Genomic DNA, 19570 nt, shown 5'->3' with positions numbered 1-19570 from the left:
TGCTCACTGGGCCGCCGGCCCAGTGAGCCTCGAAGGATGGGCCGCGAGCACCCTGGCCGCATCCTTCGAGGCGCGCTACGCGCGCGCCTCAGGATGACGACTCCACATTTGGAGAGGCGTCGTCGCTTCGATCAATCGATGAAGCGCTCTAGCCTACAGCAGCCCCAGTTCGCGCAGCTCCCGGCGCATCGGCTCGGGCATCGCGGCGATGCTTTCGGCGGCTTTGCCGAGGTCCGGCGGCGCGTCGGCGGCGGTGAGATAGCGCCAGCCCTGGAACGGCCGCATCGGCCGCGGGCTGACCGGATACACTTTCGGCTCCATGATCAGCCGGCAACGGCCGACGCCCTCGCCGTCGCGGAACGGCTCAATGCCGATCAGCCGGGTGCGGGCGGCGATCTCGCCGCGGATCACCCAGTACAGCGACCCGCCGTCGAGCAGCTCGGCGTCGCGCTTGGGCACCATGCGGGTGATGTGGAAATGCTGGCGCGGCAGGCCCTGTGCCTTCGCCAGCCGGGCGCGCTCGGCGACCCGGCTGGTCAGCTCCTTGACGGAGTCGCAGCCGACCGCGAGCTTGATCATATGCAGCGCCATGGTTCCGGAACGTCCTGAGGCAGGGAGAAGCTGCGATCAGTTATCCGAATTCGACTGCGTCGGCGCAAGCTGCACCGGCGCAGGGGCCGGCTTCGGTTTCGGCGGGGCACGCTTGGCTGGCGCCGGCTGCCCGCTATGCGCTGGCGCCTGGGCCTGTGCGTTGGCCGCCGCAGGCGACCGCTTGGCAGCCTGTCCGGCTGGCGCAGACGCTGGCGCCGCGGCAGCAGCCGGCGGCCTCGGCGCAGGCGACGACGGTTCGGTCATGATCGAGATCGGCGGGATCGACGACGAGGTCGCGAAATCGATGTTGACCGGCTTGCCGGTCGGCGCCTCGGGCGCAGCGGCGGCCGCTGCCGCCAGCGCCCCGCCGGTCGCGCCCTGCCAGGACGCCGAGGCGCGGGTCACCGACAACTCGTAGAGGTGCTCGTTCATGTTGGCGGCGATGCGGCTGTGATCGGTCAGCGACCGGAACGCCGCGCAATTGTCCGGCACGCAGCGGTCCTGCGCAGTCAGCACATAGGCGACCAGGCCATAGCGATCGCGCTCGATCGAGCGGCGCAGCCGGTCGATCTCCGGCGTCATCCGCTTGTCGGCAGCCGCAACGTCGCCGAGGGCGGTGAGTTGGGCCAGTCGGGTGGAGGCGTAGGACACTGCCGCCGCGATGGTTTCCGGCGCACCAAACAGCGCGCGCTCGCAGGCCGCCTGCACGGCATCGCCGGCCAGATCATCGACGCAGGCGAGCGCCGGCATTGCGCTGATCGAGCGGCTGGCATCGGTGCTCCGCATCGCCGGACTGGCGCCCTCGACAAACAGCCGCCACCCCGCGAAGCCAGCGACGCCCACCGCGAGCAGCGTGACGATGCCGAGCACGCCGTTGGCAACCGAGCGGTCGGCGCGCAGCAGCGCGATGATCAGAATCAGCGCGAACACCACCGCCGCGGCCAGCGCGGCGTAAATCGACAGGTTCGGCGAATGCAGAATGCGGTCGGCCGTGGCTGACCAGGAAGCCCAATCCATGCGCGTTGTCCCCTAGCGCGTACCCGCTCAAATCAACACGGATTTGCGACGAAAATGCGCGCAGGTGCGGCGCAAGGTTGCGGTCATTGGCCCCACGCGCTGCGAGCGCGGCGGGGCCGACCGCGAAGCGGCTCAACAGACGGTGAGCTGGCTTTCCTTGGCAACGCGCTCAAAAGCTTCAGAGGTGCTTTTGATGCGATATTGGCAGTCGGCACCATCGGTCGGAAGCAGCCGGATCACTTCGTAGATTCCATCGGCTGCGGGACGGGCAACATTGCTGGCGGTAAAATAAACGTTCTCACCAACCACGAACTTGTGCTTCAACGCTCTAACTCCATGCGCCACGAGAACGCCGGCTGCGAATATCCCCAGAACGCCGGCTAAAACCCCGCCGCGCGTATAGCATGTCGCAGCTGCCGCCACCAGTGAGCGGAGCACATAGCTACGACCCGAATTTGCAGATTTTTCAGCCAGATAGGCGAAAAAACACCGCGTTTTCCGGGGGTTCCCGTTCCCTGTCGTGGAACCGATTTATTCGGTCTCGAATCGCGGGATGACCAGCGTTTCCGCGAGTGCCGCCTCGGTCCACTCGCGAAACGCTGGCAGCGCCTGCATCACGGCGACGTAGCCTTGCGCAATCGGGTCGAGCTCGATCGCGTAGGTGCGAAACCGATGGATCACCGGCGCGAACATCGCGTCCGCGCCGCTGAAGCTGCCGAACAAGTAAGGTCCGCTGCGGCCGTAACGCTGGCGGCAATCGTTCCAGATCTGCTGAATCCGGGCGATATCGCCCTTGGCGGCCTCCGACAGCGGCTTCGCGCCGACCGGGCGATGGATGTTCATGCCGCACTCGCTGCGCAGCGCCGCGAAGCCGGAGTGCATCTCGGCCGATACCGAGCGCGCATGGGCACGCGCCGCGACGTCGTCGGGCCAGAGCTGCGCCTTGGGAAAGCGCTCGGCGGCGTATTCGATAATCGCCAGCGAGTCCCAGATGGTGACGTCGCCGTCGACCAGCGCAGGCACCTTGCCGGAGTCGGTGAAGGCGAGGATGCGGCGCTTGTCGGCATCGCCGGTGTAGAGCGGGATCAGCACTTCATCGAAGCTGATGCCGGTCGCCCGGAGGGCGATCCACGGCCGCATCGACCAGGACGAGTAGTTCTTGTTGCCGATCACCAGCGTGCGCGCCATCGATGCACTCCAACCAGCCGATTCATTGCGGCTTCGGCAGTACTCAATCGTGCCGCCGGGCGCGCTGTCAATTGGTGGCGGTTGCGATGCGCGTCGCAATCCGGCAGGTGTGAACCATGAGCACTCCGGATTCGCACACCCTCGCACCTGCATCGCTGCAGGACACCCTCCTCTCGGTCCTGAGCAAGGCCGGCCCCGGCACGCTGAGCGCGCCGGAGATCGCGCATGCGATCGCGCCCGAAGGCGACTGGCACGGCCTGCTGATGCCGATCCGCCGCGCCGCCGTCGAGCTGGCGATGGCCGGGCGGCTGGTGATCTATCGCAAGGGCAAGCCGGCCGACCCGACCGACTTTCGCGGCGTCTATCGCCTCGGCCTGCCGCGGCACGACTAGGTCGGCCAGCACTGCACGGCAGCTACGAACTGCTGTCGGTTGTCCCGACAGGCCACGCGGAATACCAACACCCGGGAGTGGCGGGTGACCGCAAACGACGCGTGAGCATCATGATCGGGCAGAAGATGGTTTGCAGCGGCAGCTGCCATTGCGGCACGGTGAGGTTCGAGGCGACTCTCAGCGAAGGTTTCGACTCGATCCGCCGCTGCACCTGTTCGTATTGCCGGATGCGCGGCGCCGTCGTGGCGATGGCCGAAATGGGCGGCATCAAGATTTTGCAGGGCGAGGACGCCCTCACCACCTATCGCTTCCACTCCGGCACAGCGCAGCACTTCTTCTGCTCGCGCTGCGGCATCTACACCCACCACCAGCGCAGATCGAACCAGAACCTCTATGCGGTCAACGTCGCCTGCCTCGACGGCGTCAGCCCTTTCGACTTCGCCGAGGTTCCGGTGATGGACGGCGTCAACCACACCAACGACACCGGTCAGCCGACGCGGCGGGCCGGCACCCTCCGCTTCATTCCCGCCGACTGATTCGCCCGGTGAAGCGGCCGGCCGCTACGGCGTCGGCACCAGCTTCTCGCTGCGATGGTGCAGCCAGTAGGCCAGCAGCCCGGCCCATTCGTGCGCCGCGACGTCCATCCGCGCCAGACCGCTGCTGAGGCGGTTGAACGGCTGCACCGCATCGCCCCAGCCGCGCGTGCGAAAGTCGACCGGATAGGCCACGACGTCGAAGCCGGCTGCGCGAAACACGTCCATCGACCGCGGCATATGGAATGCCGACGTCACCAGCAGCCACAGCTCACCCGGCTTCGGCGACACCAGCTCGCGGGTGAAGCGCGCGTTCTCTGCCGTGGTGCGCGAGCGCCGCTCCAGCAGGATCCGCTCCTTGGCCACGCCGAACCGCGCGAACAGCTCGGCGGCGATCGGCGCCTCGGGTACCGAGTCGCCGAGCAGATTGCCGCTGCCGCCGCTGTAGACGATCCGAGCCTGCGGATAGTCCCGCGCCAGCTCCAGCCCGGCGACGACGCGCTCCGCGGACGAATCCAGTTCGACAGAGTTACGCGCGGCGCTGACGTCCGAGTCGAGCGCGCCGCCGAGCACGATGATGCCGTCCGGCGCCTTGCCGGCGTACTGCCACGGCGGAAACCGCTCCGACAGCGTCAGCAGCATCACGCTGCCGAGCGGCGAATAGCCGGCGATCAACAGCAGCACCACGCCCGCCGCGAGCACGCGGGTGCCCGCCCGCCGCCACCGCGTCAGCAGCAGCCCCACCCCCACCGCACAGATCACCGCGATCAGATTGGAAGGGTGGGTGAAGAAGCCGACAACTTTGGACAGTACGAAGAACATCGATCACCCGCGAAAGCCGTGCGCACGACGTGGCGGGATTCCGCGGGCCGGGTCAATCCGGTGCGATGTCGCTTCAGTCCCACTCCGGCTCGGTCGCGGTGTGGACCAGCCGGCCCTCCGGATGATGCAGGGTGGAGATCTGCTGCATTTCGGCGTCGCTGAGTTCGAAGTCGAACACGTCGATGTTCTGCGACAGTCGCTCGATCCGCGAGGTGCGCGGGATCGCCGGGACGTTCTGTTGCACCAGCCAGCGCAGGCAGACCTGCGCGGCGGTCTTGCCGTGGGCGGCGCCGATCCGGGTCAGCACCTCGTTCTGCTTGGCCTGCCCCTTGGCGATGGGGCTGTAGGCGACCATCGCCACGCCGAGCTCGGCGCAGGCGGCGCGCACATGAGCCTGGTCGAGAAACGGGTGATACTCGACCTGATTGCAGACCAGCGGCGCCGGGCTGAGTGCGACCGCCTGGTTCAGCAGCGCGACGGTGAAGTTCGACACGCCGATATGCCGCGTCATGCCGAGTTCCTGCGCCTGCGCAAGGCCGCCAAGGGTCTCCTGCAGCGGCACCTGCGCGTTCGGCCAATGCAGCAGCAACAGATCGACCTCCGACAGCCGCAGTTTGAAAAGACTTTCCTTGGTCGAGCGCATCAGGTCGTTGGGCGCGAAGTGCGTCGTCCAGACCTTGGTGACGACAAACACTTCGCTGCGGCGGACATGCGCGTTGCGGATGCCCTCGCCGACGTCGCGCTCGTTCTTGTAGACCTGTGCGGTGTCGATATGGCGATAGCCCAGCCGCAGCGCCTGTTCGACGATCCGGGCGCAGCTGTGACCGCTCAGCTCCCAGGTCCCGAGGCCGATCATGGGTATTTTCGCGCCGTGAGCTTCCACAAACTGCATGCCGGTCGTCTCGCAGTCGGCAACGCTGACCCGAACGATCTAACTATGCGCCCGGATCGACCCTATGCCAATCGCCTCGACTACGAGGCGCAAGGTTCCATCCCGCGATGTTCACAGCCGCTCGAGCCGAGCTGTTACTTCAGCCCGAACCACAGCGTGGCGATGCCGAGGAAGGAGAAGAAACCGACCACGTCGGTAACCGTGGTGACGAACGTCCCGGACGCCACCGCCGGGTCGGCGCGGACCCGGTCCAGCGCCATCGGGATCAGGATCCCGCCGAGCGCACCGGCGACCAGATTGCAGACCATCGCCAGCGCGATCACCACGCCGAGACCGGCAATGCCGAACCAGGCGTAGGCGGCTAGCCCGGTGATCACCGCGAAGCCGACGCCGTTGACGAGGCCGACCAGCGCCTCGCGCATCACCACCCGGGTCGCGTTCCACGGGCCGAGTTCACGGGTCGCCAGCGCCCGCACCGCCACCGTCATGGTCTGGGTCGCGGCATTGCCGCCCTGACTGGCGACGATCGGGGCCAGCACGGCCAGCGCCACCATCTGCTGCAACTGGTCCTCGAACAGGCCGAGCACCGACGACGCCAGGAACGCCGTGGCGAGATTGACCAGCAGCCAGTTGAAGCGGCCGCGCGCGATGGTCCAGACGCGGTCGGACAGCTCTTCGTCGCTGGTGACGCCGCCCAGCGCCTTGAGGTCCTCGTCGGCCTCCTCCTCGATCACGTCGACGACGTCGTCGATGGTGATCACGCCGACCAGCCGGTTGTCGGGATCGACCACCGGCGCGGCGACAAGGTTGTACTTGCCGAACAGCCGCGCGACCTCCTCCTGATCGTCGAGCACCGAGACCTTGCGGCGGTCCTCATCGATCAGGTCGGCCAGCGGCACGTTGCGATGCGAGCGCAGCAGCGCGTCGAGCGCCACGGCGCCCTGCCACAGGTTGCCGGCGTCAACGACGTAGATCTCGTAAAACCTATCCGGCAGATCCGGCGCTTCGCGCATGTGGTCGATCGCCTGGCCGACGGTCCAGTCGCGCGGCACGGCGATGAACTCGATCTGCATCCGCCGGCCGGCCGAGTTCTCCGGGTAGTCGAGGCTGCGCTCCAGCGCATCGCGCTCGGACGGCGGCAGCTTCTCCAGGATCTCGTCCTGCTCGTCCTCGTCGAGCACCTGCAGCAGTTCGACCGCGTCGTCGGAATCGAGTTCGCGAACGCCCTCGGCCACCGTGGCCGGCTCGAGCTCGTCCAGGATCTCCTCGCGGACGGTTTCGTCGACCTCGTTGAGCGCCGAAAAGTCGAAATCGGTTCCGGTCAGTTCCACCAGCCGCACGCGCTCGTCGGGCGCCAGCGTCCCGATCAGATCGCCGAGATCGGCCTCGTGCAGCTCGCAGACCACTTCGCGTAGCAGCTGGGTGTTCTCGGCGGCGATCGCCTGTGAGATCGCCGCGACGAAATCGGCCCTGATTTCGCCGTCCTCGTCCCGCATCGGAAGTGGATTGGGCACGGATCGGCCGTCTTGCACGACCGCATCGAGTTCGTCGGCCATCGCGCACCCCGTTTGTTCGAATGGTGGGATTTATCGGTTGCAGATTTCGCGCGCCGTCGGGCAAGATGCGGCGTCGATCGGCGGATCGAATGCTAGTGGCAATACTCAATCGGTGACGCGCGGCGCAATGAAATTCACGACATCCACGAACGATCAGTCCGCCCGGAGGGTGTCATGAACAAATGGAAGCGCGCCGCCGCCGCGGCTACGACGAAAGCCGCAGCTGCAGCCGTCACTTTTGCGGTACTCGGCACCGCGGCCCAGGCTGCTGATTGCCCGCGCCCCGGCACGCTCGGCACGGCGCGCACGATGACAATCGACGCCGCCAAGTATCCACGGATCGGGACCAAGAGCTTTCCGACCACGCTGCCTCTCGAAGATCACGAAGTCGTGCTGACGTTCGACGACGGCCCGGCCGGGACGACGCCGAAAGTGCTGAAGGCGCTCGCCGACGAATGCGTGAAGGCCACGTTCTTCCTGGTCGGCAAGCCGGCGCTGGAGATGCCGGCGATGGTCCGCCGGATCGCCGCCGAGGGCCACACCATCGGCCACCACACCTGGACCCACGCCCACCTGTCCCATCTCAGCTACGCCGATGCGATCGCCGAGATCGACCGCGGCATCGCGGCGGACGAATCGATGCTGCGCGGCCGCGGCACGCCGCTGTCGGAGACGAAGTTCTTCCGCTTTCCCTATTTCGAATCCACCCCGGCGCTGCTCGACACCCTCGCGGCGCGCGGCATCGTCGTCTGGGGCGCCGATCTGTGGGCCAGCGACTGGAATGTGATGACGCCGGAGGAGCAGCTCAAGCTGATTAGCGACCGGCTCACGGCTGCCGGCAAGGGCATCATCCTGTTCCACGATCCGCGCGCGCAGACCGCCGCGATGATTCCGGCGTTCCTGCGTTTCCTGCGCGAGAACCACTATCGCGTCGTCCATGTGGTGCCGCCGCCGGCGGCGACCAACCCCGCCGTTGCCACCGGCGCACACGCGACCCGCTGAATTGGCGCTGGTGCACGCAAACAAACCGTGATCAAAGCCACAATTAAGCTGCCGTTCAGGGCGCTAATCTTACAGTCCTGCGGGCTGATCTGATGATCCGAGGTGCGTGGTCGCGTGATGGCAAGTAATGGTTTTCGACGAGGGAGCCGGATGAGGTCCCTGCTCGGCCTGGCCTGCGCGACCGCAACGCTCGCCCTCTCCGCCGCGTCGGCTCTGGCGGGCGATTGCCCCGGCAATCCGAACGCCCTCGGCACATCCCGCACCCTGGTTGTGGATCCGCGCGAGCACCCGCGGATCGGCACGATGCAATATGCCGAGACGCTGCCGCTGCAGGACCACGAGGTGGTGCTGACCTTCGACGACGGCCCGCTGCCTCGCCACAGCAACGCGGTGCTCGATATTCTCGCCAAGGAATGCGTCAAGGCAACCTTCTTCGTCGTCGGACGGATGGCGAAGGGCTATCCGGAAGGCGTCCGCAAGCTGCGCGCCGCTGGACACACCATCGGTACCCATAGCGAGAACCACCCGCTGAGCTTCAACCGGATGTCGGTCGAACAGGCCCAGCAGGAGGTCGACGAAGGCATCGCGTCCGTCGCGGCCGCGCTCGGAGATCGCTCCGCGGTCGCGCCGTTCTTCCGCATTCCCGGCCTGCTGCGCGCCGAGGCGGTCGAGGGCTATCTCGGCTCGCAGGGCATCCAGACCTGGAGCGCGGACTTCCCGGCCGACGATTGGCGCCACATCTCGCCGGAGGCCGTTTACGGTCTGGCGATGAGCCGCATTCAGGCCAAGGGCCGCGGCGTCCTGCTGCTGCACGACATTCAGGCGCGCACCGTGGCGGCGCTGCCGAACATCCTGCATGAGCTCAAGGCGCGCGGCTATCGCATCGTCCACGTCGTCCCGGCCAGCATCACCTTGCCGAAGACGCCGACCGAGCCGTCGCAGTGGCGGCTGCGCCCGATCACCGAGCAGGTCGCGATCTCGCATTGGCCGAAGGTGCCGGGCTTCAGCTTCGCCCATCGGGAGATGCTGCCGAGCCCGGCCGTGGCCGATCTGAGCCTCGACCTCGGCGGCGCGCATGCAACGTTCCGGCACGCCCTGCGCGGGGTGCCGGTGCCGAAAGCGGCGCCGTGGCCGCGGCAGATGCCGGCGGAGGGTTCCACCAATCTGATCGCCTTTCCGGTGCCTGCGCCGGCGGTGTTCAGCATTCCGGAAAAGACCCAGCCGGCGATCCGCGCGACAATCCTGCTGCCCGCACGTCATGCTGCGAACGACGCGACCGTTGCACCGGCCGACGCGATGGCTTCCGCCGGCCCGGTCCGGCAGATCTCCGGCAGCCACGCGATCGCCCCCGCCGGCCTGCAGCGCGGCCCGATCGGCGTCACCACCCGGCCCCGGCCGCTGAATCATTAGGGTCAGTTCTGGCTCGAAGCTCTTGCGCGTGAGCGAACTACATCCCCGGCAAGCTGCTTCGCAAATTGACTTTCTCACGGATCAGGCGAGCGACACCCGATTTGGCGTCAATGACATGCCGTCAGCGGCGCTTGCGGGCGGGTTTGTTCGTGACGGAGATGAGAAACTCCCGGTCGGTCTCGATCCGCTTCTCCAAGAAACTCGTTACCGCCTTGATACGTGCGATGTGAAGCAGGTCTTCGTGCACCGACAGCCAGATATCGCGGGTGGTGAACAGCTCGGGCATCACCGGCCGTAGCGTCGGATTGGCGGAGGCGACGTAGGACGGCAGCATCGCGATGCCCTGCCCTTCGGACACCGCGATCGACTGCGCCACAAGGCTGGTGCTGCGGAAGATCGTGTGCGGCGGCCGCAGGACGTCGGACAGCCAGCGATTTTCCTTGCTGTAGATGTAGTCCTCGATGAAGTCGATGAAGGCGTGCGTCTCCAGCTCCTTCACCGTCGTAGGCGCGCAGCGCCCGCCGAAATACGCGTCCGACGCGTAGAGCGAGATCCGAAACTCGCCGACCTTCTTGATCGACAGCCGCTTGCCCTGCGGCCGGAAGAAGCTGACGAAGATGTCGGCCTCGCGCCGGCTGAGGTCCAGCAGGCGCGTATCGGTGATGAGCTCGATCTGGATCGACGGGTAGATCCGGTTGAAATCGGCGATGCAACGGGTGAGATAGAAGCTGCCGATGCCCTCCATCGCGGCGATCCGCACCGCGCCGCCGGCGTCGGCGGTGTCGGTCCCGATCGCCTCGACGATCGAGTTGGCCTGGCTCTCCATGCCCTCGGCATATTGCAGAAGCCGCATGCCGATCTCGGTCAGCGTGAAGCCCGATTTGCTGCGCTTGAACAGCGTCGAATTGAGGCTGCGCTCGAGCTCGCGGACGCGGCGGCTGACCGTGGTGTGGTCGACCTTGAGCTTGGCGGCGGCGCGCACCAGGCTGCGCTGCCGCGCCACCTCGAGAAAATAGACGATGTCGTTCCAGTCGTACTTGATGGTGCGCTGAGTCTTCACCACGCCCGCAGCCGTCTCCCCGGCACGGCCGGCGCCGATGCGCCGGCCTTCCGTCTGTGTCCGGACAGCCACCGAACGGGACTACGCCGCGACGATCGGAGCGTACGTCTCCACCAGGCGGTTTGCAAACATGTCCACCTTCGGGATCATCATCTTCTGGCGGCAGACCGCCAGATCGATGTGCTTGGGCATCACCGCGCCGAGCTTCATCACCCGCGGCGCCGCGATGTTGATGTCCCACTGCGGGAAGCCTGTCGGCGGGATCACCACGCTGCCGCCCGGATATGGGCTGTCGACCCGGTTGGCGAGCACGACTGCCACGCGGTTGTCCTCGGCGCGCGGCACGGCGATGAGCTCGCGCTCGAACGGCTCGCGCAGCGCTGCCGGCCACAGGATGATATCGGCGGCGCCGATCGCGAGACAGCGCGAGCTCTCCGGAAACACCGCGTCATAGCCTGACATCACGCCGATGCGGCCGAACGGGGTGTCGAACACCGGGTAGTCGACGCCGGCGACCGCCCACTTCCGCTCTTCGGCCGTCAGGTGCGTCTTGCGATAGCGGCCGACCTCCTTGCCGTCCGGCCCGATCAGCACCGTCGTCACGTAAAGCCCCGCCGCGGCGCGCTCGACGATCGGCGCCGCGATCAGGCAGCCATAGCGTCCCGCGATCTTGGCCACCGCAGCGAGGTTCGCTGCAGCCTGATCGGCGGCAGCCACCGCCTCGCCCGGCGTCAGGATGTAGTGCGCGCTGAAGGCGTATTCGGGCAGCGTGATCACTTTGGCGCCAAGCTTGGCGGTGTGGTCGACCATGTCGAGCACGTCCGCGACGCTGCACTCCGGCGTGACGTGGATCTGCACCGCGGCGACCTTGGTGACCGATTTCGACGGGATCAGCGGCCGATCGGCGACGCCATAGACCGGCGTCTGCTCGTAAGGCAGCGCCATGATGCCGTAGGTCTCGGGGCGTCGGTCGGCAATCTTGTCGTTGGCGGTGTAGATCGACTTGTCGGCGGCTTCGTCGAGGTCGATGGTGGCGATCGACATGCCGTGGGTGTCGTACGGCACCTTCGACACCACCCGCCCCTTCGGATCGACGATCATGCTGCCGCCCGGATAGTAGATCGAACGCTCATAGCCGGCCTTGGTGGCGGCCACCAGCCAGACGCCGTTCTCGTAAGAGCGCGCCGGCCCCCACATGTCGGCCTGGTCCATCGCGAAGAAGTTCGCCATGTCGACGATCACTTCGGCGCCCTGCATCGTCATGGCGCGGAAGATCTCGGGGATGCGCCCGTCGAAGCAGATCAACAGGCCGATGCGGCCGAGATCAGTGTCGACCACCGGGCAGCCGCGCTCGCCGAACGCGAACCAGTTCTGGTCGTGTGTCGCGAGGAACTGCTTGTGATAGTGGCAGGCGACCTCGCCCTTGCGGTCGAACATGATGCCGGTGTTGAATATCTTCTGCTTCGCCGGATCCCATTCGGTGATGCCGCTGGCGATGTAGACGCCGTGCTTGCGGCTGAGCGCCGCGAGCGCCTTGACGAACGGACCGTCGGTCAGGGTCTCGGCGAGTTCGCGGCAATGCTCGGGCGAGTCGAACAGATAGCCGGTGTCCATGCATTCAGGGAACACGATCAGTTCGGCGCCCTGCCGGACCGCGTCCTCGACGTAGGCCGTCGCCAGCGCAATGTTGAAGTCGAAATCGCCCAACTTGGCGAGTGTCTGCACCGCAGCGGCGCGAAACCGGCGCTTCGTCATGTCAGTCTCCAGATTCAGATTTGGTTTTGGTCGATCGGGCCGGCTCAGCCGGCGCTCGTCATTTCTTCACTTCCTGCCAGAAGCGATCGAGGCAGTGACGCTTGATCGCCATGAACGCATCGCCGGTGGTGACGGCGCGGTCGCGCGGCCAAGGCAGGTCGATCTCGACGATCTCGGCGACCTTGGTGGGCCGCCGCGTCAGCAGCACCAGCTTGTCGGCCTGCTCGATCGCCTCGTCGAGATCGTGCGACACCAGCAGCATCGTGGTCTTCGTCTTCATGAAGATCTTCTGCAGCTGTTCGCGCATCGACATCGTCATCTCGTAGTCGAGCGCCGAGAACGGCTCGTCGAGAAACAGCACCTCCGGCTCGGTCACCAGCGCCCGCAGGATCGACACCGTCTGCTGCTGCCCACCCGACAGCGTGTAGGGATAGGCGTTGAGATCGATGCGGATCTCGAACTCGGCCAGCAGCTTCTCGATCCGGCGCCGGCGCTCGGCGCGCGGCACGCCCATCACCTTCAGCGGATAGTGAATGTTGTCGATCGCCCTGAGCCAGGGAAACAGCGCCTCGCGATAATTCTGAAACACGTAGGAGATCCGCGTCTCGCTGATGCGCTGGCCGTCGTACAGCACTTCGCCGGCGTCCATCGGCATCAGCCCGGAGATCATGTTGATCAGCGTGCTCTTGCCGCAGCCGTTCGGGCCGAACACCGAGATGAACTGGCCGAGCGGAAGATCCATGTCGAAGCCGTCATAGACGACGGCATCGTTGAAGGTCTTGCGCAGACCGCGGATCGTCATCTTCGCCTGCCGCGGAGGCTTCGGCGCGATGGGCATCGGTGCCGTATCGATCATCTGCTCCCGCCGCAATTGGAGGACGCTGCTCGCGCTCATTCGCCGAGATCCGCCTTGGTCAGCATCTTGTCGCGGACGTTGATCGGCCCCTGCACCACGCCCTCGGCGATGAAGACGTCGACCAGCGCCTGATACGACTTGATGTCGGTGTCGTTGAGATCCTTGAAGCCGCGCAGATACGGCTGCGCCACCAGGTCGAGCTGGTCGGCCTTCATCGGCGTATAGGCCGGCAACACGGCCTTGTACTTGGCGAAGTCGGCGTTCACCAAGTCGGTCGCCTGATCAATCACCGCGACGACGCGGCGTGCGACGTCGGGACGCTCGGTCAGGAACTTCGTGGTCATCACCGAGGCGCCCGAATAGAACGGATCGGCGATCACGCTGGCGACCGGGTTGGTCATCGCCCGCTTGGCCTTGCCGGACGCCACCGCGATCGAGCCCACCGGCTCCAGCGACAGCGTCGCGTCGACCGTGCCGCCGACCACCGCGGGCACCTGCATCGCGACCGCGAGATCGACCAGCTTGACGTCCTTGTCGGGATCGAGGCCTGCGGCCTTCACCATGTGGCGCGAGATCGTCCGCCACTGGATGCCCGGCACATGGCCGAGCGTCTTGCCCTTGAGGTCGGCGAAGCTCTTGATCTCGCTGTCCGGCTTGACGATCAGGCCGTCATTGATGCGGTCGACTTTGATGCCGCCGCCCTGCAGCCCGAAGATCTTCAGCTTGCCGGGAAATTTCGACTCCGCGATCATCGCGATGCCGGCCGCCGCTCCGGGCGGGCCGAAATCGGCGCGGCCGGCGATCAGCGCGTCGATGATCTGGTTCGGCGATTCCATCTTGGCGGATTCGATTTCGATGCAGGCCTTCTCGAACAGCTTCTGGTCGAGCGCGACGTAGTACGCGGTGGTCTGCATGATCGGCAGCCACGCCGCCGACACCTTGTCCATCTTGGCGCAGGCTGCGGAGGCTTGGCCGGCCGTCGCCGAGACGGCGGCGGCAACGACGGCGGCGCACAGAACGGATGTCTTCATCGCGAGTTCTCCTTTTGGGATGGCGGCGGTCGCGGCTATTTGCCGGACCAGTGAATGAGCGAGCGTTCGAGGAACAGCAGCACCAGGTTGAGGCCGTAGCCGAGCGCGCCGGCGATCAGGATCGAGCCGTACATGTCGGTGAGCGAGTACGAGATCTGGGCATCGATGATGCGATGACCCATGCCGTCGGTGGCGCCGATGAACATCTCGGCGACGATGATCACCACCAGCGCCAGCGACACCGCGGTGCGCAGGCCGACGAAGGTCTGCGGCAGCGTCTCGAAGAAGATCACGTCGCGAAAGATCCGCAGCGACGAAGCGCCCATCGAGCGCGCGGCGAGCACGCGGGTCTGCCGCGCGTTCATCACGCCGTAGGCGACGTTGAACACGATCACCAGCCAGGCCGCGAATGCCGCCACCGCGATCTTGGCGAGGTCGCCGAGGCCGAACAGCAGCAGAAACAGCGGAAACATCGCGGTCGCCGGCGTCGAACGGAAGAAGTCGATGATGAACTCGACCGAGCGATACACCGACGCCTTGGCGCCGAGCACGATGCCGATCGGCACGCCGGCAACGATCGCGATGGCGATCGAATAGCCGACGCGCACCATCGTGTGCACGATGTCCTTGCTCATGCTGCCCGACCACAGATTGATCGCGGTGTCGCGCAGCGTGTCGGTCGGCAACGGCAGCAGATCCTTATTGACCCATCCGCCGCGCGCGGCGAGCCACCACACCACGAACAGAGCGATCGGTCCGAACGCGAGTTCACCCGCGTGGCGCAGTCGCTTGGTAGTAAGTTGCGAGAGGGGATTTCGCATAGGGCTTCGACATCCGTACTAATCGGCAGCAAGTTCGTGCGCTCATCATCGCGCATTGCCGCCTCGAGAAAACGCCCAATTGTGCAACACGATGTGCAAATCTGCATATTGAAATGCTGTTGCGCGCCGATGAATTGGTAATCATACAGAGGCTAATCGATGGGCAGCGCGCGCAGATTTGGTGCACGGACACTCCGATCCGCGCGCCAACGCGCAGACCGGCTGAACACGCGCATCGGAGACAACGACCGACTCCGCCAGGACAGGCGGCGTACTCGGTCAGCAGGGTGCGAGGCGAATCGCTGTTGCCGTCGCCTAGCCTCGGTCGCCACCGGAACGCCCCTCGCCACCCGGCGAATCATCGCGCGCCCAGGACCCGCGTGCCCTTGCGGACGCCACCGCGCGACATGCGCGGCGCAGCCTCTCGACACCAATTTGAAGGATTTGGCCCGGAGGCCGCCAAATTCCGCCGTAAACCGAGGGAAACTTGAGAAGGCCGCAGACTGGCCTCTAATTCTTGGTGCGCTCGGAGGGACTCGAACCCCCACGATTTTACTCACTGCCACCTCAAGGCAGCGCGTCTACCAATTCCGCCACGAGCGCTTGGGATCAGTCTGGGCTGGGCGCCCGACCGGATCGACGGCGCCCATTTAACAAATCAATGAAGGGGGTACAAGGCCGTCATCGGCGATCTGGCGATCGCGTCAACATCTGTTTGACTTCGACCGCGATGCGGTTGCGATCCACCAGCACAACACCGCTGGCAATCGGCATGTTATTGGCGAGGATCTTGACCTCGTCCGCCTCGGTGGCGTCCAGTTCGATGATGGCGCCGCGGCTGAGGCGCAAAACCTGGTGAATCGGCATCGAAGTGGTGCCGAGCACCACCATGAGGTCGACCGAGACTTTATCGAGTGTTGGCACTGGAACCCGGACTGGTAGGCGTGGAACTGCGCGAGCTTGACCACGGTATGGTTATTCAATGATTAACGCGCCCGTTCATCCGCGCCAGACGCTGAATTTGGCCGGCTTTGCCCCCGTCCCCGGCAGTCCGCCGGCCGAATGGCTGATCTCGGAGGGCCCGATTCCCTATCCGGAGGCGGTCGCGACCATGGAATCGCGCGCCGCTGCGATCGCGGCCGGCGAATCGTCCGAGCTGGTCTGGCTGCTGGAGCACCCGCCGCTGTACACATCCGGCACCAGCGGCCAGCCGACCGACCTGCTCGACCCGCGATTCCCGATGTTCGCCACCGGGCGCGGCGGCCAGCTCACCTATCACGGCCCCGGCCAGCGGGTGGCTTACATCATGCTCGACCTGAAGCGGCGGCGGCCGGATGTCCGCGCCTATGTGGCGGCGCTGGAGCAGCTGATCATCGCGACACTCGGCGCCTTCAACGTCCGCGGCGAGCGGCGCGAGGACCGGGTCGGCGTCTGGGTGGCGCGGCCCGACAAGGGCGCCGGCTTCGAGGACAAGATCGCCGCGATCGGCGTCCGGCTGAAGCGCTGGGTGTCGCTGCACGGCATCGCCATCAATGTCGAACCCGATCTCAGCCACTTCCAGGCGATCGTCCCTTGCGGCATCAGCGATCCCCGCTACGGCGTCACCAGTCTGGTCGATCTCGGCTTGCCGGTGACGATGCCCGACGTCGACATCGCGCTAAGAGCGGCGTTTACCGAGATCTTCGGGCCGGTGGTGCCGGTACAGGTCGCGCGCACCTGACAAGCGCTACGACCGCGAGCATCTGGTAATTCACCTGGTCTGATCGATCGACGCCGGTTCCAAGTGATCGTCCGCCCGCTCGAATTGTTCCAGATCGCCACAGCCTGCGCGGATTTTGCGAGCGTCAGACAACGGAAAGCTAAGGATGAAACCGGCCTCCCCGATAGCGGCGGACCGAACCAACGGTTTGATCATTCCTTCGCCCCACATTGCTTCGGAATTCGAATATCAATCGGAACACGGCTATTCCGAAGCTTTGAGGAGCCATGCACAGAGACGACCTCACGATCGAAGACACAGAGATCAGGTTGCTCGCTCTGGACAAGGCTCCCGAAGCGGTGGTGATCATCGATGCCGATCAGCGTGTGACCTACTTCAACGCTGCAGCAGAGGCGCTGTGGACTCGCGATCGCGCGGCCGTGCTGGGCCGTCCCGTGAGCTGTCTGGGCATCGATCAACTACGTCGTCCAGAATCCCCAGGATTGATCGGGGGCGGCAGCATTCATTGCGAAATCGGCATCATGAACGGTCAGGGTAACTTCACGCCCGCGGCGCTGTCGATGTTCCGCGCCGAGATAGCCGGTGTGCCCTACACCATTGCCCGCGCGCGCGAGATCGCGCTCGACGTCGAGCTGCCCGAGAGCATCGCGATGCTCAGGTCGATCACCGACCGGACCAACCGCGCCGTGTTTGTGACCGACGCCGAGCAGAACATCATCTACACCAACCCTGCCTTCACCAGGATGTTCGGCTACACGCCGCGCCAGGCCAAAGGCCATCGCCCGACCGAGCTGCTGGCCGGCCGCTACACCAACCGCCGCTCGCTCGCCGGCCTGCGCCGCGCGCTGCGCGACACCGGCGGTGGCGAGCAGGAGATCCTGTCCTACGATAAGAATGGCGAGGAGATCTGGATCTCGGCCGACATCAAAGCGCTCCGCAGCGGCAGCGGCAAGTCGGATTACATGTTCGCGCTGCTGACCGACATTTCCGAAACAAAGCAGTTGCGCTCTTTGCAGCAGCTGACGCTGGCCCTGCTGGCCGACGAACTTCCGATCACCGAGATCGCCGACCGTCTGTGCAGGCTGGTCGAAGCGATTGCGCCGGATGTGGTGTCCTCGCTGCTGCACATCGACGGGGCCGGGCTGATCCGCCCGCTCGGCGGTCCGAGCCTCCCGGCGGACTACTCGCAGGCCTTGGATGGGATCGCCATCGGCCCAATGGTCGGCTCCTGCGGATCAGCCGCTTACTATGGCAGGCCGATGCTCGCGATGGATATCGACAATGATGCCACCTGGCAGCCCTACAAGGAACTGGCTCTCGCCGTCGGCTTGCGCGCCTGCTGGTCATCGCCAATCAAGTCCAAGGACGGCCGCGTGATCGGCACCTTCGCATTCTATTTCCGCGAATGCCGCGCGCCGAGCCGCTGGCATCGCCAGATTATCGACGCCTGCGTCGATCTCGGCGCGCTCGCGATCGAGCGCAAGGAGTCTCGCGCGCAGATCGAGCGGCTGGCCTATCAGGACATGCTCACCGGCCTACCCAATCGCGCCCGGCTGCGCGACCTGATCTCCGCCGCGACCGGCTCGTGCGGACCGGGCGACCACGTCGCGCTGGCGTTCCTCGACGTCGACAATTTCAAGGACGTCAACGACACGCTCGGCCATTCAGCCGGTGACGAGTTCCTTGTCGAATTCGCGCAGCGCCTGCGGGCGCAGCTCGGGCCGAACGATAGGCTCGGCCGGCTCGGCGGCGACGAATTCGTCATCGTGATGCCTGGACGCGACGCCGCTGAAGCAGGCGAGCTCGCCGCACGGATCTCCGCAGCCTTGACCCAGCCGCTGGGCATCGGCACGCGCCAAGTCCCGATGTCGGCGAGCATCGGCATCAGCCTGTATCCCGAACACGCCGCTGAAATCGACACGCTGATCCGTCAGGCCGACACCGCGATGTACCAAGCCAAGCGTGCCGGCCGCGCGACCTGGCGATTCTTCAGCGCCGAGATGAACGGCCTCGCCGAAGAACGCATGGCCTACAGCGCCGCGCTGCGTCTCGCCGTCGCCAATGAGGGGCTGGAGCTTCGCTATCAGCCCCAGATCCGCACCGTGGACGGTGCGATCCACGGCGTCGAAGCGCTGGCGCGATGGTGTGATCCACTGCTCGGCGAGATCTCGCCGGCCAAATTCATTCCGCTCGCAGAAGATTGCGGCCTGATCGAGCAGATAGCGATGTGGTCGATCCGGGCCGCGTGCCGGCAGATGGTGCTGTGGCGCAATCAGGGAGTCGACGTCCCCTACGTCTCGGTCAACATGTCACCGACCAATTTCCAGAAACCCGACCTCTCCACCATCGTCGCCGACATCCTCGCCGAATACCGGTTGGCGCCGGAGGTCCTGATGCTGGAGGTGACCGAAAGTGTCGTGCAGAACGAGCGGCCGCAGGCGATCGAGACGATGAACGCGCTGCGCGCGCTCGGCGTCGGCCTGTCGCTCGACGATTTCGGCACCGGCTATTCCAGCCTCAGCCGACTGACGCAGCTGCCGATCCGCGAACTGAAGATCGACCGCGGCTTCATGCGCGACATCGAAAGCGACGCCAATGCGCGGGCGATCGTCACGACGGTGGTCCGCGTCGGCCAAAGCTTGCAGCTCACCGTGGTGGCCGAGGGCGTCGAGACCGAAGGTCAACTCGCGCTGTTGACGGACCTGGGCTGCGATGTGGTGCAGGGCTTTCTGTATGCGCCGGCGCTGCACCCTTACGAACTCGAGAACTGGCTGCTGGACTACACCGCCAGACGAGCCAACGCGATGGCCCGGCGACTCGACTGCACGGCGCAAAGCCCATCGAGCCATCCGGCAACCCACATCGCGCCACCGCGACGCGACGACGAACGTATGCTGCAACACTGACGAAGGTGTTGCGACGTG

Annotated in this window: 19 protein-coding genes and 1 tRNA gene; 6 read left to right on the top strand and 14 right to left on the bottom strand. The window is 65.8% G+C overall.

Annotated features, from left to right (window positions below; genetic code table 11):
• Positions 1–153: 153 nt before the first annotated feature.
• The 4 genes from LPW26_RS15855 to LPW26_RS15840 all read right to left on the bottom strand — a co-directional run bounded on the left by LPW26_RS15855 (position 154) and on the right by LPW26_RS15840 (position 2796).
• Positions 154–591 (bottom strand): DUF1489 family protein, encoded by a 438-nt coding sequence (locus LPW26_RS15855; protein ID WP_119854675.1) that lies wholly within the window; start codon positions 589–591, stop codon positions 154–156.
• Positions 592–627: 36 nt separating this feature from the next.
• Complete coding sequence (locus LPW26_RS15850) at positions 628–1608, bottom strand: hypothetical protein (RefSeq protein ID WP_238736377.1); 981 nt, start codon at positions 1606–1608, stop codon at positions 628–630.
• A gap of 132 nt (positions 1609–1740) precedes the next feature.
• Positions 1741–1932, bottom strand: coding sequence for a hypothetical protein (locus LPW26_RS15845; protein ID WP_119854673.1), 192 nt, complete (start codon positions 1930–1932; stop codon positions 1741–1743).
• Between the two features lie 207 nt (positions 1933–2139).
• Complete coding sequence (locus LPW26_RS15840) at positions 2140–2796, bottom strand: glutathione S-transferase family protein (RefSeq protein ID WP_238736376.1); 657 nt, start codon at positions 2794–2796, stop codon at positions 2140–2142.
• A 116-nt stretch (positions 2797–2912) separates the two neighbouring features.
• Here LPW26_RS15840 and LPW26_RS15835 point away from each other — a divergent pair, with 116 nt between their 5' ends.
• Together LPW26_RS15835 and LPW26_RS15830 are read left to right on the top strand one after the other, a co-directional pair.
• Positions 2913–3188, top strand: coding sequence for a DUF3253 domain-containing protein (locus LPW26_RS15835; protein WP_238736375.1), 276 nt, complete (start codon positions 2913–2915; stop codon positions 3186–3188).
• A gap of 110 nt (positions 3189–3298) precedes the next feature.
• A complete protein-coding gene (locus tag LPW26_RS15830; protein WP_238736381.1) occupies positions 3299–3724 on the top strand; it encodes a GFA family protein in 426 nt (141 codons plus the stop codon).
• A gap of 24 nt (positions 3725–3748) precedes the next feature.
• On the opposite strand, the gene LPW26_RS15825 is transcribed toward LPW26_RS15830, so the two are convergent.
• From LPW26_RS15825 to mgtE, 3 genes are all read right to left on the bottom strand, one after another.
• The gene (locus LPW26_RS15825; protein WP_238736374.1) at positions 3749–4543 is read right to left on the bottom strand and encodes a YdcF family protein; all 795 of its coding nucleotides are present in this window, start codon (positions 4541–4543) and stop codon (positions 3749–3751) included.
• A gap of 73 nt (positions 4544–4616) precedes the next feature.
• A complete protein-coding gene (locus LPW26_RS15820; protein WP_238736373.1) occupies positions 4617–5435 on the bottom strand; it encodes an aldo/keto reductase in 819 nt (272 codons plus the stop codon).
• Between the two features lie 134 nt (positions 5436–5569).
• Entirely contained in the window at positions 5570–6991 is a 1422-nt protein-coding gene (gene mgtE, locus LPW26_RS15815) for a magnesium transporter (protein WP_238736372.1), read from the bottom strand.
• A gap of 174 nt (positions 6992–7165) precedes the next feature.
• On the opposite strand from mgtE, the gene LPW26_RS15810 reads away from it, so the two are divergent.
• Positions 7166–7993 carry a polysaccharide deacetylase family protein gene (locus LPW26_RS15810; RefSeq protein ID WP_238736371.1) on the top strand — a complete coding sequence of 276 codons (828 nt, stop codon included), beginning with the start codon at positions 7166–7168 and terminating at the stop codon, positions 7991–7993.
• Between the two features lie 150 nt (positions 7994–8143).
• On the top strand, positions 8144–9403 hold the full coding sequence (locus LPW26_RS15805) for a polysaccharide deacetylase family protein (protein ID WP_238736370.1): 1260 nt from the start codon (positions 8144–8146) through the stop codon (positions 9401–9403).
• A gap of 121 nt (positions 9404–9524) precedes the next feature.
• On the opposite strand, the gene LPW26_RS15800 is transcribed toward LPW26_RS15805, so the two are convergent.
• The 7 genes from LPW26_RS15800 to LPW26_RS15770 all read right to left on the bottom strand — a co-directional run bounded on the left by LPW26_RS15800 (position 9525) and on the right by LPW26_RS15770 (position 15850).
• A complete protein-coding gene (locus LPW26_RS15800) occupies positions 9525–10466 on the bottom strand; it encodes a LysR family transcriptional regulator (RefSeq protein ID WP_238736369.1) in 942 nt (313 codons plus the stop codon).
• 78 nt (positions 10467–10544) lie between these two features.
• Positions 10545–12218, bottom strand: a complete 1674-nt coding sequence (locus LPW26_RS15795; RefSeq protein ID WP_238736368.1) for a carbon-nitrogen hydrolase family protein — start codon at positions 12216–12218, stop codon at positions 10545–10547.
• A gap of 58 nt (positions 12219–12276) precedes the next feature.
• Positions 12277–13074, bottom strand: a complete 798-nt coding sequence (locus LPW26_RS15790) for an ABC transporter ATP-binding protein (protein ID WP_238736367.1) — start codon at positions 13072–13074, stop codon at positions 12277–12279.
• 35 nt (positions 13075–13109) lie between these two features.
• Complete coding sequence (locus LPW26_RS15785) at positions 13110–14105, bottom strand: ABC transporter substrate-binding protein (protein WP_238736366.1); 996 nt, start codon at positions 14103–14105, stop codon at positions 13110–13112.
• Positions 14106–14140: 35 nt separating this feature from the next.
• The gene (locus LPW26_RS15780) at positions 14141–14926 is read right to left on the bottom strand and encodes an ABC transporter permease (RefSeq protein ID WP_238736365.1); all 786 of its coding nucleotides are present in this window, start codon (positions 14924–14926) and stop codon (positions 14141–14143) included.
• A 518-nt stretch (positions 14927–15444) separates the two neighbouring features.
• Positions 15445–15529 (bottom strand) — tRNA-Leu (locus LPW26_RS15775).
• A 78-nt stretch (positions 15530–15607) separates the two neighbouring features.
• Positions 15608–15850 (bottom strand): FliM/FliN family flagellar motor switch protein, encoded by a 243-nt coding sequence (locus LPW26_RS15770; RefSeq protein ID WP_011503482.1) that lies wholly within the window; start codon positions 15848–15850, stop codon positions 15608–15610.
• 58 nt (positions 15851–15908) lie between these two features.
• On the opposite strand from LPW26_RS15770, the gene lipB reads away from it, so the two are divergent.
• Both lipB and LPW26_RS15760 read left to right on the top strand, forming a co-directional pair.
• Complete coding sequence (gene lipB, locus LPW26_RS15765) at positions 15909–16646, top strand: lipoyl(octanoyl) transferase LipB (RefSeq protein WP_238736364.1); 738 nt, start codon at positions 15909–15911, stop codon at positions 16644–16646.
• Between the two features lie 266 nt (positions 16647–16912).
• On the top strand, positions 16913–19552 hold the full coding sequence (locus tag LPW26_RS15760; RefSeq protein WP_238736363.1) for an EAL domain-containing protein: 2640 nt from the start codon (positions 16913–16915) through the stop codon (positions 19550–19552).
• Positions 19553–19570 lie beyond the last annotated feature (18 nt).

It is taken from the genome of Rhodopseudomonas infernalis (genome assembly GCF_022271405.1).
GTDB classification, from domain to species: domain Bacteria; phylum Pseudomonadota; class Alphaproteobacteria; order Rhizobiales; family Xanthobacteraceae; genus Rhodopseudomonas; species Rhodopseudomonas infernalis.
This window is presented reverse-complemented; position numbering and strand designations above follow the sequence as displayed.